This window comes from Gelidimonas denitrificans (assembly GCF_055694065.1).
This window is the reverse complement of sequence record NZ_CM146350.1, coordinates 1,161,564-1,175,270: the sequence shown is the minus strand read 5'-3', so window position 1 is coordinate 1,175,270 and position 13,707 is coordinate 1,161,564. Positions and strand designations below refer to the sequence as shown.

Annotated in this window: 13 protein-coding genes; 4 read left to right on the top strand and 9 right to left on the bottom strand. The window is 57.5% G+C overall.

Annotated features, from left to right (window positions below; translation table 11 throughout):
• Positions 1-97: 97 nt before the first annotated feature.
• From FKCLFG_RS05505 to FKCLFG_RS05490, 4 genes are all read right to left on the bottom strand, one after another.
• Positions 98-721, bottom strand: a complete 624-nt coding sequence (locus tag FKCLFG_RS05505; protein WP_472615224.1) for an L-threonylcarbamoyladenylate synthase — start codon at positions 719-721, stop codon at positions 98-100.
• 101 nt (positions 722-822) lie between these two features.
• The gene (gene htpX / locus FKCLFG_RS05500; RefSeq protein ID WP_472615223.1) at positions 823-1,710 is read right to left on the bottom strand and encodes a protease HtpX; all 888 of its coding nucleotides are present in this window, start codon (positions 1,708-1,710) and stop codon (positions 823-825) included.
• A 149-nt stretch (positions 1,711-1,859) separates the two neighbouring features.
• Positions 1,860-2,693, bottom strand: coding sequence for a 3',5'-nucleoside bisphosphate phosphatase (locus tag FKCLFG_RS05495; protein WP_472615222.1), 834 nt, complete (start codon positions 2,691-2,693; stop codon positions 1,860-1,862).
• 131 nt (positions 2,694-2,824) lie between these two features.
• On the bottom strand, positions 2,825-3,712 hold the full coding sequence (locus FKCLFG_RS05490; protein WP_472615221.1) for an alpha/beta fold hydrolase: 888 nt from the start codon (positions 3,710-3,712) through the stop codon (positions 2,825-2,827).
• A gap of 61 nt (positions 3,713-3,773) precedes the next feature.
• On the opposite strand from FKCLFG_RS05490, the gene FKCLFG_RS05485 reads away from it, so the two are divergent.
• The gene (locus FKCLFG_RS05485) at positions 3,774-5,459 is read left to right on the top strand and encodes an acyl-CoA synthetase (protein WP_472615220.1); all 1,686 of its coding nucleotides are present in this window, start codon (positions 3,774-3,776) and stop codon (positions 5,457-5,459) included.
• Positions 5,460-5,771: 312 nt separating this feature from the next.
• Here FKCLFG_RS05485 and FKCLFG_RS05480 read toward each other — a convergent pair whose 3' ends face one another.
• Positions 5,772-6,611 carry a ferritin-like domain-containing protein gene (locus tag FKCLFG_RS05480; protein ID WP_472615219.1) on the bottom strand — a complete coding sequence of 280 codons (840 nt, stop codon included), beginning with the start codon at positions 6,609-6,611 and terminating at the stop codon, positions 5,772-5,774.
• Positions 6,612-6,669: 58 nt separating this feature from the next.
• Here FKCLFG_RS05480 and FKCLFG_RS05475 point away from each other — a divergent pair, with 58 nt between their 5' ends.
• From FKCLFG_RS05475 to FKCLFG_RS05465, 3 genes are all read left to right on the top strand, one after another.
• The gene (locus FKCLFG_RS05475; protein ID WP_472615218.1) at positions 6,670-7,194 is read left to right on the top strand and encodes a gamma carbonic anhydrase family protein; all 525 of its coding nucleotides are present in this window, start codon (positions 6,670-6,672) and stop codon (positions 7,192-7,194) included.
• A gap of 2 nt (positions 7,195-7,196) precedes the next feature.
• Positions 7,197-8,150, top strand: a complete 954-nt coding sequence (gene hslO / locus FKCLFG_RS05470; protein ID WP_472615217.1) for an Hsp33 family molecular chaperone HslO — start codon at positions 7,197-7,199, stop codon at positions 8,148-8,150.
• 162 nt (positions 8,151-8,312) lie between these two features.
• Complete coding sequence (locus FKCLFG_RS05465; RefSeq protein WP_472615216.1) at positions 8,313-9,242, top strand: delta(1)-pyrroline-2-carboxylate reductase family protein; 930 nt, start codon at positions 8,313-8,315, stop codon at positions 9,240-9,242.
• A 54-nt stretch (positions 9,243-9,296) separates the two neighbouring features.
• Here the strand turns inward: FKCLFG_RS05465 and ftsB are convergent, their stop codons facing one another.
• The 4 genes from ftsB to FKCLFG_RS05445 all read right to left on the bottom strand — a co-directional run bounded on the left by ftsB (position 9,297) and on the right by FKCLFG_RS05445 (position 13,696).
• Positions 9,297-9,662, bottom strand: coding sequence for a cell division protein FtsB (gene ftsB, locus FKCLFG_RS05460; protein WP_472615215.1), 366 nt, complete (start codon positions 9,660-9,662; stop codon positions 9,297-9,299).
• A gap of 165 nt (positions 9,663-9,827) precedes the next feature.
• Complete coding sequence (gene eno, locus FKCLFG_RS05455) at positions 9,828-11,111, bottom strand: phosphopyruvate hydratase (protein WP_472615214.1); 1,284 nt, start codon at positions 11,109-11,111, stop codon at positions 9,828-9,830.
• Between the two features lie 78 nt (positions 11,112-11,189).
• Positions 11,190-12,041 carry a 3-deoxy-8-phosphooctulonate synthase gene (gene kdsA, locus FKCLFG_RS05450; protein WP_472615213.1) on the bottom strand — a complete coding sequence of 284 codons (852 nt, stop codon included), beginning with the start codon at positions 12,039-12,041 and terminating at the stop codon, positions 11,190-11,192.
• A complete protein-coding gene (locus tag FKCLFG_RS05445) occupies positions 12,038-13,696 on the bottom strand; it encodes a CTP synthase (protein WP_472615212.1) in 1,659 nt (552 codons plus the stop codon). The genes kdsA and FKCLFG_RS05445 overlap by 4 nt, the downstream gene beginning before the upstream one ends.
• Positions 13,697-13,707 lie beyond the last annotated feature (11 nt).

Sequence of the window (13,707 nt, the reverse complement as noted above, 5' to 3'; positions counted from 1 at the left end):
TATAGGTAAAAATAGTGCTATTTATGCATATAAATATTGACTATAAAAAAATACATACCACACTATACTAAAGCACGCGGATTTTTCCTGGAATTTCTTACAAACCGAATAATGCGGCGTCGCCGCGCCCTTGGCGCACCAGCACCGGCTCAGCGCCAACCAAATCGATCACGGTAGTCACTCCCAAGCCACGGGTCCCACCATCCACAATCAGTTCGACTTGCTTGGACAGGAGTTCGCGAATCTGCTCCGGGTCGCTCAATGGATCTGTTTGTCCCGGCAAGATCAAGGTCGTACCCAGCAAGGGCTGACCCAGCTCTTCCAGCAAAGCTTGCGCGATGCGGTTTTCCGGCACTCGCAAGCCGATCGTCTTGCGCGACGGATGGCTCAAACGGCGCGGCACTTCCTTGGTGGCTTCCAGAATGAAGGTATACGGGCCGGGCGTGGCGGCCTTGAGCATGCGGAACTGTGTATTGTCGACTCGCGCATAGACCGCGATGTCACTCAAATCGCGGCACAGCAAGGTCAACAGATGCTTGTCATCGATGCCGCGGATACGGCGCAAGCGTTCGACCGCGTGTTTGTCATCGAGATGGCAGATCAGCGCGTAGCAGGAATCGGTCGGCAATGCAACGATGCCGCCGGCATGGATGATTTGCGCCGCCTGCTTGAGCAAGCGCGGTTGCGGATTGTCTGGGTGTAGCTGGAAAAATTGGCTCATGATGGAAAATGAAAGCGACGGTAGCGTAAGAAACTACCGTCGCTGTAGTGGATTAAATGTGGGTTAAATATGGGATTAAGGGTAATTGGGTAATTACAAATTTACTGGCCGCCGCGCAACGCAGTTAGTGCCGCAATACGCGCCTCAATCGGTGGATGGGTCGAAAATAGCGCTGAAAAACCCGGCTTGTCGCTAATCCCGGACGCTGCCATCGACTTCGGCAACTCGCCCGGTTCAACGCCGCCCAGACGGGCCAGCGCATGCACCATCGGCTCGGTGCGACCCAGCAACTGCACTGATCCGGCGTCCGCACGGAATTCGCGCTGGCGCGAAAACCAGGCCACGATGATGGATGCCAGCAAGCCGAACACCAGCTCACAGACGAACACCGTAGCCATGTAGGCGATGCCGGGGCCGCGATCGTTATTGCCGCCACGGAACACGGCCTTGTCGATTGCATAAGCCACCACCCGCGCCAAAAAGACCACGAAGGTATTCACCACGCCCTGAATCAAGGCCATGGTTACCATATCGCCATTGGCAACGTGAGAAATTTCATGGCCGATGACGGCTTCGACTTCTTCCTTGGTCATGCTTTCCAGCAAGCCAGTGGAAACCGCAACTAGCGCAGAGTTCTTGAATGCGCCGGTGGCAAAGGCATTCGGCGCGCCATCAAACACCGCTACTTCCGGCATGCTGATGCTGGCTTTCTCGGCTAGGCGGCGCACCGTATCGAGCAGCCACAGATCGGTGGACGACGCAGGTGCATCGATGACGCGCGCGCCGGTGGACCATTTCGCCATCGGTTTGCTAATCAACAGGGAAAAAATCGCGCCCGTGAAGCCGATCACCAGAGAAAACGCCATCAGGCTGCCCAGATTCAGGCCGCTGCCAGTCAAGTAGCGATTCACCCCCAATGCCGACAATACGACGGACATAACCAGCATCACGGCAAGGTTGGTGGCGAGGAACAGGACAATGCGTTTCATTTAAAGCCTTTTATCGACTGGATCAGAAATAAGTTATTCCGAAGATAAGGCGTTCACAAAGAAATTTCAAGGGTGCAAGCCTGGCAGAATGTACATATAGCGCGTCTGTTTGCGCTGCGTATAGGAACGATAGCCCAGTCGTGGAACGGTCAAATCCAGTCGTGCCAGACCGGTATCACGCCAGCCGGCAAAGGCGGCAATCCGCCCAGATCGACGCGCGACTCGTGCGGTCCATGAAAGTCCGAACCGCGCGACGCCATGAAGCCGTAGTCCTGCGCCACCTTGGCATAAATCGGATACTGGTCGGTCGTATGGCTGCCGGTAACAACCTCGATAGCGGCGCCGCCGAGCTGCTTGAATTCATCCAAAAATGCGCCCAGTGCCAGCGCGCTATATTTATAGCGCCCCGGGTGCGCCACAATTGCAGTGCCACCGGCACCACGGATCCAGCTGACAGCATCTTTCAGCGTGGCCCAGCTGTGCGGTATGTAACCGGGCTTGCCTTCCGATAAATAATGGCGGAACACCGCGCTGATGTCCGGTTGATGGCCTAACTCGACGATGTAGCGGGCAAAATGGGTGCGGGAAATCAAATCCGGATTGCCCACGTACTTGAGCGCGCCTTGGTAAGCATCCGCAATACCATGTTGCGCCAGTTCTGCAGCGATTGCGCGTGCGCGATGTTCGCGCCCGCCGCGAGTCGCCTGCAAGCCTTGCAACAACGCACTATTGGTTTCATCAACCTGCAAGCCAACGATGTGCACCGTCTGCGCCGCCCAAGTGACGGAAACCTCAACCCCTGCCACAAAGCGCAGCCCGTTCTCAGCCGCGGCCACTCTGGCCCGCGCAATGCCGCCAACTTCATCGTGGTCGGTCAAGGCCCACAGCTCAACGCCATTAAGTTTGGCGCGCGCAGCCAGCGCCTGTGGTGTCAGGACGCCATCGGAGACGTTGGAATGGCAATGGAGATCGGCATTTAACATGGAAATAACATAAAAATGGTAGCGGGTTGCGCATCAGGGGGAAATTTATTGTACCCCCCTTGGAAGACTAATGCTGCAAGTGCACATTTTTCGCTTCGCCAGTGCCTCGGCCAGCATCAGCGTGATTCTTATTATTCCAGCAGAAAATCTTCCACCAGGCGCGCCAGAACTTCCGGTTGATCATGGTGCAGCATATGGCCGGCGTCGTCGATCATTGCGGTGGTGACATTGCGGATAAAACCGATGCGGCGATCGATCTCGATTCTGGCCTCCGATTTCGGCCCCATCCACTTCCAGACATCGGTATCGCTAGCTTCGACCCACAGCACCGGTGCCGTAATTGCCTGCCAGCAAGCCATGATTTCCTCGACCCGATACAGCAGCGGGCCGGTCATTTTATGCGCCGGGTCGCCGAGAATTTCCCAAGCGCCGTCGCTATTTTCAGCCGCCCAATGCGCAGAAAGGAAAGCCGCCCGCGCATTGCTCAGGCGCGGATTGGTCTTTTGCAGCCGGGCGGCAACCGCCGCCTGGCTCGGATAAGTGCGTAGCGCCGGCTTTTGGCGCAATGCATCGAGCCACTGGGCGTAACGTCCGGGCGCTTGCTGCGCATGCGTCACAGGCATGCCGAAACCCTCCAGATTGATCAGCTTGCCGACGCGCTGCGGCCGCACGCCGGCGTAAATGCCAGCCACGTTGCCGCCCATGCTGTGCCCCAGCAGATTGACCGCCTGCGCCGGAGCATAGTGGTCTAGTAACGCATCCAGGTCGGCCACATAATCGGGAAACCAATAACAGTCAACGCCGATTGATCGCGTCAGGCCGAAACCGCGCCAGTCCGGCGCAATCACATGCCATTCCTGACGCAGACGATCGACTACGAACTGGAATGAGGCCGACACATCCATCCAGCCATGCAGCATGAACAGTTTTGGCGCATCATCATTACCCCAATGGCGCACATGGTATTGCAGGCCGCGAAGCGTGATAAATTCAGAGCGAGATTGTTTGATGATTTCCATAAATATTTGTTTAACCAGCGATTAAAAAGCACGACCGTTCAATAATTATACTGGAGACCCAATGAATTCACCCAATTCCACACCGACGACAGATGCGGCAGACAATTACGCCGCGATCTACCAAGCATTTCACTGGGAGGTGCCGACCGAACTCAATATTGCCGAAGTCTGTTGCACCCGCTGGGCCAAGGACAGCAACAGCAGCAAGCGCATCGCGATTTATCACGAAGATGAAACCGGCCACACCGCAACGCTCACCTATGCGGCGCTGCAAGAACAGGCCAACCGGCTGTCCAATTTGTTGCGCCGACTCGGGGTGCAACGCGGCGATTGCGTAGCGATCATTTTGCCGCAATGTCCCGAAACGGCGATTACGCATATCGCCTGCCATCAACTCGGCGCGATCGCCATGCCGCTGTCATCCCTGTTTGGCCCCGATGCGCTGGAATATCGCTTGCAGGATAGCGCGGCGACGATAGCCATCGTCGATCAGGCCGGCGCGGCCCATCTGCAACAAATACGCGCCGCTTGCCCGCATCTCAAACATATGCTGGCGCTGGAGTGCAGTCTGCCCGACGCGCTGGACTGGCAGCAGGAAATGGCGCAGGCGAGCGTCGAATTTGCGCCGGTTGTGACACTGGCCACCGATGCGGCGATCCTGATCTATACCAGCGGCACCACCGGCCCGGCAAAAGGCGCTCTGATCCCGCATTCGGCCATCATCGGCAACCTGAGCGGCTTTGTCGCATCGCAAAACGGCTTTCCGCAAGATAACGACGTCTTCTGGTCGCCAGCCGACTGGGCCTGGACCGGCGGCCTGATGGATGCATTGTTGCCGACCCTGTATTTCGGCATGCCGATTCTGGGTTACCGCGGCCGCTTCAGCGCAGAAACTGCTTTCACGCTGCTGGAAAAATATCGCATCACCAATGCCTTCCTGTTCCCCACCGCGCTGAAAATGATGATGAAAGCGAGGCCTGATCCGAAACAGCATCACACGCTGCAGTTGCGCGCCATCATGAGCGCCGGCGAAGCGGTCGGCGATGCGGTGTTCGACTGGTGCCGCAGCGCGCTCGGCATTACGGTCAATGAAATGTTTGGCCAGACCGAGGTGAATTACATCGTCGGAAATTCCTATCTGCAGTGGCCGGCCAAAGCCGGCAGCATGGGCCGCCCTTACCCCGGCCACCGGGTCGCGGTGATCGACGACGACGGAAATCCGGTGGGTGCCGGCACGATTGGCGAAGTGGCGCTCAACCGCACCGACATCCACGGCGATGCGGACCCGATATTTTTCATCGGTTACTTCAAAAACCCGGCAGCGACCAGCAGCAAATACAGCGGTGCATGGTGCCGCACCGGCGACTTGGCGCGGATGGATGGCGACGGCTACCTCTGGTATGAAGGCCGCGCCGACGACATGTTCAAGGCCGCCGGCTACCGCATCGGCCCCTCCGAAATCGAAAACTGCCTGCTCAAGCATCCGGCAGTGGCCAACGTGGTCGTGGTGCCCAAGCCGGACCAAGAACGCGGCAACATCGTCAAAGCCTTCGTGGTGCTCACCGACGGCATCATCGGCGACCAGCATTTGATTGCCGAATTGCAAAATCATGTACGCGGCAAGCTGGCGCCGTATGAATATCCGAAGGAGATCGAATTCATCGCGCAATTGCCGATGACCACCACCGGCAAAATCCAGCGCCGCGTGCTGCGCCTGATGGAACAGGAGCGCGCCGCCCAGCCCTAGTCACGCGTGCAGCAGGCGCGCCAGGTTGAACGACGAACGCGCGCCGATGCTGTCGAAATTTTGAGTGAGCCAGGCTTCGGCCTGGATTCTGCCTTCGTCGCGCAGCGCATGGATGAATTTAGCTATACAGCCAAACCGGCAGCGACTTCCATATCTGCTATCCTATATGGAGTATGCCAATAAACACGGCATTTACCGCATATATAACATGCGGTATATTTATATACTGCCAATTATTAAAAAATTAAATAACTATTCAGCCGGCAAGCCAATGAAAAGCGAAATGGTGCGATTTTGGTGGATCGCAACGCTTCACTGCCCCAGCGCCGCCAGTTCCGCCTCGCTGAAACCCGCCGCCCGCCGCGCTTCCAGGTTGAACGGGCCGCGCTGCACCGGCGCAGCAAATTCCTGCGCCAGCCGGGCGTAAGTTGCGACCGGTTCCAGGCCGCGCTGCCGGCACAGCCAGTCGTACCAGCGGTTGCCGATGCCGACGTGGCCGATTTCATCGCGCAGGATGATGTCGAGGATCGCCGCTGCCGCCAAGTCGCCGGCCTGCGCCAGCTTGGCGCGCACCGGCGGCGCGGCATCCAGCCCGCGGGCTTCCATGGTGCGCGGCACCAGCGCGATGCGCGCCAGAATGTCGTCCGAGGTTTTGGCCGCCATTTCCCACAAACTGTTATGCGCCGGAAAGTCGCCGTAAGCGTAACCCTGAGCGTGCAAATGCCCGGCCAGCAGCGAGAAATGCAGCGCTTCCTCGGCGGCCACCTGCAGCCAGTCGGCGTAATACGCCACCGGCATATCCGGAAAGCGCCAGATCACATCCAGCGCCAAATTGATCGCATTGAATTCGATGTGCGCCAGCGCATGGATCAGGATTGCCCGGCCTTCGACGGTGTGCATTGCGCGCCGCTTCACCGCCAGCGGCGACACCAGTTCCGGCTTGGCCGGCTGGCCCGGAATGGTGCGATCCGTCGCCAGCGTCGCCGCCACATCGAGCGCCATCGCGCCCGTTTGCCAAGCCTGCGCCAGTGCGGTCACGCCTGCGGCTTTGTGGGTTGGATCGGGTTCGCACAACCAGAACAGCGCGGCGGCACGCAAATCACGCAACTCTGCTAGTGATGGAGAGAAATCAGGCGGGGAAGATGGATTCATGCGGGCAGCGTTAAAATAACGCCATAAAAAATTTAACCCCCTTATTTTACGGAACAACATGGCCATTTACCAATTGGGCGAACACGCGCCCCGGATCGATCCTTCCGCCTTCATCGCCGACAGCGCCAACCTGATCGGCAAAATCGACATTGCAGCCAACGCCAGCGTCTGGTTCGAAGTCACGCTGCGCGGCGACAATGAACTTATCAGCGTCGGTAAAAACAGCAACGTGCAGGAATCCTGCGTGCTGCATACCGACATCGGTTATCCGCTTTCCATCGGCGAGAATGTCACGATCGGCCATCAGGCAATGCTGCACGGCTGCACCATCGGCGACGGTACGCTGATCGGTATTCAGTCCGTGATCATGAATGGCGCAAAAATCGGCAAAAATTGTCTGGTCGGCGCCGGTGCGCTGGTCACCGAAGGCAAGGAATTCCCCGACAACAGCCTGATCATCGGCGCGCCGGCCAAGGCCGTGCGCAGCTTGAGCGAACAGGACGTGGCGCAACTCCAGGCCAGCGCCGCCAGTTACGTCGCGCGCGGCCAATTGTTCAAAACAGAATGCAAACGGATCGGATGATGATGGCAGTTACAGAAAATACCGCAGACACAGCAGATACGCTGCAAAAATTCATGTTCGAAAACGCCGCGGTACGCGGCGAGTTAGTTGAACTATCCGACACCTGGCAGCAGATTCTGGTGCACAGCGCATACCCGCCGGCAGTCAAGACGCTGCTGGGCGAAATGCTGGCGGCGGCCGCCCTGCTGTCGGCCAATCTTAAATTCAATGGCGCGATCATCATGCAGATCCACGGCGATGGCCCGGTGCGGCTGCTGGTGGTCGAATGCGACGCCGATCTGCAACTGCGCGCCACCGCCAAACTCGCGCCTGATGTTGTCATCGACGACGCGGCCGGCTTGCAGCAACTGATACATGCGCACGGCAAAGGCCGCTTTGCGATCACGCTCGATCCGCACGACAAACTGCCGGGCCAGCAAGCCTATCAAGGCATCGTGCCGCTGGATGGCGATTCGGTGGCAGAAGTGATCGAAAATTACATGCTGCGTTCCGAGCAGCTCGACACCAAGCTCTGGCTTGCCGCCAACGGCGCGGTAGCGCGCGGCTTGCTGCTGCAGAAACTGCCCAAGAACGGCGGCATCGACGCCCCGGTCGAAGATGACCTGGAAACCTGGCACCGCGCAGTGGCGCTGGGAACCACCTTGCAGCGCGACGAGTTGCTATCGACCGACATCAGCACTCTGATGCACCGCCTGTTCTGGGAAGAAACCATCCGCGTCTTCGAACCCCGGCAACCTTGCTTTCATTGCAACTGCAGCCGCGAGAAAGTCGGCAACATGCTGAAGATGCTGGGTCAGGACGAAATCACCGAGGCGCTGCAGGAGCAAGGCGCGCTGGAGATTAATTGCGACTTTTGCGGCCAGCACTACGCGTTCGACAAAGTCGATTGCGCGCAATTGTTTGTGACTGGCGTGCCGGTCGAACACTTGCTGCCTGACAGCGCATTCAAGCATTGAATTGCGCAATCTTGAGCCGGCGTGCAGCAATCCGGGCGGCTGGCGTAGCAGATTTTTCCGGAACATATACCCGCCAATGTATTTTTTGATAGCGCAATAGATATATGCGGAAAATCATGATTTTTTGCATATACCCCCTATAAAAATTATAAAACTATCGCCATGAAAATTTTAGATTCGAGCCAAACTGCGCAAGCGTTGCCTTATTCCAGACTGGTGCCTGCGATCGCGCAAGCGATGCGCGAATTAGCCCAGCAGCACATCCAGGCTCCCGAGCGTCTGGTGGTGCCGATTGATCCGGCCAGCGTTTTGCTGTGTATGCCCGCCATCGGCCGCGACATCAGCGTGACCAAATTGGTGACAGTGCACACCGGCAATGCGCAGCACGGCCTGCCCGCAATTCAGGGCGAAGTGATCGTTTTTAAAACCGCCAGCGGGCGCAGGCTGATGCTGCTGGATGGCCCGACCGTTACCGCGCGCCGCACCGCGGCCGTCACGCTGCTGGGAATTCAGGTTCTGATGCCGCAAGCGCCCGAATCAGTGCTGATCATCGGCACCGGAATCCAGGCTGCAGCGCACGTCGAAGCGCTGGTGGATTTTTTTGGCGTGTCGCGGTTCTGGATCGCCGCCACTACGACGCACAAGGCGCAAGCATTTTGCGCTGCGTTGCGCGAGCGCCATTCCGGGATTACCGCTGCGCCGCTTTGCGCAGCACAACTGGAATCGGAGTTGCCCGCAACCGATGTCGTGATCGCCTTAACCACGTCCAAAACCCCGGTCATTCCGAGGCAGATTGCCGCCGCCACGCTGGCTATCGGAGTGGGCGCGTTCAAGCCTGAGATGGCGGAATTTCCGCCGCAATTACTGCACCAGCGGCAAATAATAGTGGACGATCTGGACGGTGCCCGGCATGAGGCAGGCGATCTGCTGCAGGCTGAAGTCGATTGGAGCCAGGTAGTTGCGTTATCACAACTACTGGATGGCACGGTGCGCTTATCGGCGCAAATGCCGAAGATGCCGGTATTTAAAACCGTAGGTCAGGCCGCCTGGGATTTGGCCGCGGCACGGGTGGCGCTGGGGTCGCTGGCATAAACCTGGATTCCATCCTCCAAAAAGGCAGACGGCGCAGATTTTGCGCCGCCGGCGCTACCGGGCAGGTTTTTTAGCTGCAGGCGCCTTGGGGCGAGGTGCTAACTTTGGTACTGGCGGTGGTGCTATCTGAAGCGGCGCGCCACCCGCGCTAGGCGCCAGCAACTGAATGAATATTTCGTCTTCCTTGATCATGCCCAGCTCAGACCGGGCCCGCTCTTCAATCGCACCGGTGCCATCCTGCAAATCACGAACTTCAGATTCGAGCTTGTCGTTGCGCGCTTTGAGCGCAATATTCTTGTCAAGCGCCTCATTGACTTGATGATCCAGATCCCACACACGCAACCAACCGCCCTTGCCTAACCAGAGTGGATATTGGATCAGCGCCAGTAATAGCACTAGGGAAATGGTGATCAGGCGCATCGGGAAAAATCAGGATCAAGAGCCCGGTCGCAAAACTGAATTTTTGCGACCGGGCCTTATTCCGTTTCTACATCATTCGTGAACGCGAAGGCGAAGCGTAGACAGTACGCAGGTACGGCAAGCGAAGCCGACAAAGTGCACGAGTGATTTAGAAATGGAATCGGTTTATTTTAAGTTGTAGAACGCATCACGACCAGGATAGCTGGCGATGTCGCCCAGATCTTCCTCGATGCGCAGCAACTGGTTGTATTTCGCCATGCGGTCCGAGCGCGACATCGAGCCGGTCTTGATCTGCAGTGCATTGGTGCCGACCGCGATGTCGGCAATGGTGGAATCTTCGGTCTCGCCGGAGCGGTGCGAAATCACTGCGGTATAACCGGCGCGCTTGGCCATTTCAATCGCAGCGAAAGTCTCGGTCAGAGTGCCGATCTGGTTGATCTTGATCAGGATCGAATTGGCGATGCCCTTCTGGATGCCTTCTTTCAGAATTTTGGTGTTGGTCACGAACAGGTCGTCGCCCACCAGCTGGACTTTCTGGCCCAAGGCTTTGGTCAAGATTGCCCAGCCTTCCCAGTCGTTTTCAGCCATTGCATCTTCGATTGAGATGATCGGGTACTTGTCGCACCAGGTTTCCAGCAGGTTGGTGAAATCGGTTGCCGACAACGTCAAGCCTTCGCCGGCCAGGTGGTATTTTCCATCCTTGTAGAATTCGCTGGCGGCGCAGTCCAGTCCGAGTGCGATCTGGGTGCCTGGTTCAAAGCCGGCTTCTTCGATGGCCTGAATGATCAGCTTGATGGCTTCTTCGTGGTTGGCGACCGATGGCGCAAAACCGCCTTCGTCACCGACGGCTGTGGTCAAGCCCTTGCCTTGCAGAATTTTCTTCAGCGTGTGAAATACTTCGGCGCCATAGCGAATCGCTTCGCGAAAGCTCGGTGCGCCGACCGGAATGATCATGAATTCCTGAATGTCCAGGTTGTTGTCGGCGTGCGCGCCGCCATTGATGATGTTCATCATCGGCACCGGCATCTGCATTGCGCCGGAGCCGCCGAAATAGCGGTACAGCGGCAGGCCAGCTTCTTCGGCAGCGGCTTTCGCAACTGCCATCGAGACTGCCAGCATGGCGTTGGCACCCAAGCGGGATTTGTTTTCAGTGCCGTCGAGGTCGATCAGGGTACGGTCCAGAAACGCTTGCTCATTGGCGTCGAGTCCCATGATCGCTTCGGAGATTTCGGTGTTGATGTGTTCGCAGGCTTTCAGCACGCCCTTGCCGAAGTAACGGCTGTTGTCGCCGTCGCGCAGTTCAATCGCTTCGCGCGAACCGGTCGATGCGCCGGACGGCACTGAAGCACGGCCCATGACGCCGGATTCCAGCAGTACGTCGCATTCGACAGTAGGATTGCCGCGTGAATCGAGTATTTCACGGCCGATGATGTCAACGATAGCGCTCATGTAAAGCTCCAAAAAAGAATTTTGTAGATTGGTAATCTGGTACTGAATGGCTTGAGGATCACCAGAAATCAGCTTGAATCAGAAGCTGGATTCGAGGAAGCCGTTTTTCTTTACGATCCGGTCCAGATCGATCAAGGTCGCCAGTAGTTCGCGCATGCGCGCCAGCGGCACTGCATTCGGGCCGTCCGACATTGCTTCTGCCGGGTTCGGATGGGTTTCCATGAAGATGCCGGAAATGCCCACCGCTACCGCAGCCCGCGCCAGCACTGGCACGAATTCGCGCTGTCCACCGGAAGTCGCGCCCTGCCCGCCCGGCAATTGCACCGAATGGGTAGCGTCGAACACGATCGGACAACCGGTCTCGCGCATGATCGCCAGCGACCGCATGTCGGACACCAGGTTGTTGTAACCGAACGATGCGCCACGTTCACACGCCATGAAATTATCTTCCGGCAAACCGGCTTCCCTGGCGGCGGCACGCGCCTTGTCGATCACGTTTTTCATGTCGTGCGGCGACAGAAACTGACCTTTCTTGATGTTCACCGGCTTGCCGGACTGCGCGCAAGCATGGATGAAATCGGTCTGGCGGCACAGGAAAGCTGGCGTTTGCAACACATCGACCACGGCGGCTACCGGTTTGACTTCGTCGATCTCGTGGATATCTGTCAGGACCGGCACCCCGATTTGTTTCTTTACATCAGCCAGAATTTCCAGGCCTTTTTCCATGCCGAGGCCGCGGAAAGAAGTGCCGGAAGAACGGTTGGCCTTGTCAAAGGAGGATTTGTAGATGAATGGAATTCCCAGCGCCGCGGTGATTTCCTTCAGCTGACCAGCGGTGTCAAAAGCCATCTGGCGCGACTCGATTACGCACGGGCCGGCGATCAGGAAAAATGGATAGTCGAGACCGACCTCAAAATCGCAAAGCTTCATGCGGTCTCCGTAACTTCGGCAGCCTGCTTGTAGGCCAGTGCTGCCTTGATAAAGGCGGTGAACAGCGGATGACCATCACGCGGAGTCGATTTGAATTCCGGGTGATATTGCACGCCGAAATAGAACGGATGCGCGTTCGGTCCGGAGCGCGGCAGCTCCATGATTTCGCACAGATTTTCGGTTGGAGTACGGGCCGACACAACCATGCCGGCTTCTTCGACCCGACCCAGATAATGGTTATTCGCTTCGTAGCGGTGGCGATGGCGTTCCGTCACCGTAGTGCCATAGATTTCCGCTGCCATTGTGCCCGGCTTGACCGTGCAGGTTTGCGCACCGAGACGCATGGTGCCGCCGAGGTTGGAATTGATATCGCGTCGTTCTACTTGGCCATCATGGTTTTGCCACTCATTGATGAGGGCCACCACAGGCTGATCGGTTTCCGGGTTGAATTCGGTCGAATTGGCATTGGCGAGGCCGGCCATGTTGCGCGCGTATTCAATCAAGGCAACCTGCATCCCGAGACAGATTCCCAGATAAGGAATCTTGTGTTCGCGCGCGAACTGGGCGGCGGCGATCTTGCCTTCCACACCGCGCTTGCCGAAGCCGCCCGGCACCAGAATCGCATCGTACTTGGCGAGTGCTGCCGTACCTTTTTCTTCGATTTCCTCGGAATCCAGGTACTCGATATTGACGCGGCTTTCGGTATGAATGCCGGCGTGACGCAACGCTTCGATCAGGGACTTGTAGGATTCGGTCAGATCGACGTATTTGCCGACCATGCCGATGGTCACTTCGGTCTTCGGGTGTTCCAGCGCGTATATAAGCTTGGTCCACATCGACAGATCGGCGGGCTTCGGCGACAGGCCGAGCTTTTCGCAGACAATGTCATCAAGGCCCTGGTCGTGCAGCATTTGCGGAATCTTGTAAATCGTGTCGGCATCCCAGACCGAGATCACCGCTTCTTCGACCACGTTGGAAAACAAAGAAATCTTGGCCCGCTCGTCATCCGGGATCGGACGGTCGGCGCGGCACAGCAAGGCGTCCGGCGAAATGCCGATTTCACGCAATTTTTGCACGCTGTGCTGGGTTGGCTTGGTCTTCAGTTCGCCGGCGGAAGCCAGGTAAGGCACTAGTGTCAGGTGCACGAATGCGGCAGCATTGCGGCCGGCGCGCAGGCTCAATTGGCGCACCGCCTCCAGAAATGGCAGCGATTCGATATCGCCGACGGTGCCGCCGATTTCAACCAATGCGACGTCGTAACCGTAAGCGCCGCGATGGATGTAATCCTGGATTTCATTGGTGATGTGCGGAATCACCTGCACGGTCTTGCCGAGGTACTCGCCCCGGCGCTCTTTGCGGATCACGGACTCGTAAATCTGGCCGGTAGTGAAATTATTGACCTTCTTCATCCGGGTCGAAATGAAACGCTCGTAATGGCCGAGGTCGAGATCAGTCTCGGCGCCATCGTCGGTTACGAACACTTCACCATGCTGGAACGGGCTCATGGTGCCGGGATCGACGTTGATATACGGATCGAGCTTCAGAAGGGTGACTTTGAGGCCGCGGGATTCGAGAATCGCGGCGAGGGAGGCGGCTGCAATTCCTTTGCCAAGGGAAGAGACTACGCCACCGGTTACGAATACAAACTTGGTCATTGCAGAAGGTG

Excerpts from the sequence above, each read along its gene's own strand:
- eno (WP_472615214.1), bottom strand. The coding sequence starts at position 11,111 with ATGAGCGCTATCGTTGACATCATCGGCCGTGAAATACTCGATTCACGC.
- FKCLFG_RS05480 (WP_472615219.1), bottom strand. The coding sequence starts at position 6,611 with ATGAATCCATCTTCCCCGCCTGATTTCTCTCCATCACTAGCAGAGTTG.
- FKCLFG_RS05475 (WP_472615218.1), top strand. The coding sequence starts at position 6,670 with ATGGCCATTTACCAATTGGGCGAACACGCGCCCCGGATCGATCCTTCC.
- FKCLFG_RS05445 (WP_472615212.1), bottom strand. The coding sequence starts at position 13,696 with ATGACCAAGTTTGTATTCGTAACCGGTGGCGTAGTCTCTTCCCTTGGC.
- FKCLFG_RS05465 (WP_472615216.1), top strand. The coding sequence starts at position 8,313 with ATGAAAATTTTAGATTCGAGCCAAACTGCGCAAGCGTTGCCTTATTCC.
- FKCLFG_RS05490 (WP_472615221.1), bottom strand. The coding sequence starts at position 3,712 with ATGGAAATCATCAAACAATCTCGCTCTGAATTTATCACGCTTCGCGGC.
- hslO (WP_472615217.1), top strand. The coding sequence starts at position 7,197 with ATGGCAGTTACAGAAAATACCGCAGACACAGCAGATACGCTGCAAAAA.
- htpX (WP_472615223.1), bottom strand. The coding sequence starts at position 1,710 with ATGAAACGCATTGTCCTGTTCCTCGCCACCAACCTTGCCGTGATGCTG.
- FKCLFG_RS05485 (WP_472615220.1), top strand. The coding sequence starts at position 3,774 with ATGAATTCACCCAATTCCACACCGACGACAGATGCGGCAGACAATTAC.
- FKCLFG_RS05495 (WP_472615222.1), bottom strand. The coding sequence starts at position 2,693 with ATGTTAAATGCCGATCTCCATTGCCATTCCAACGTCTCCGATGGCGTC.
- ftsB (WP_472615215.1), bottom strand. The coding sequence starts at position 9,662 with ATGCGCCTGATCACCATTTCCCTAGTGCTATTACTGGCGCTGATCCAA.
- kdsA (WP_472615213.1), bottom strand. The coding sequence starts at position 12,041 with ATGAAGCTTTGCGATTTTGAGGTCGGTCTCGACTATCCATTTTTCCTG.
- FKCLFG_RS05505 (WP_472615224.1), bottom strand. The coding sequence starts at position 721 with ATGAGCCAATTTTTCCAGCTACACCCAGACAATCCGCAACCGCGCTTG.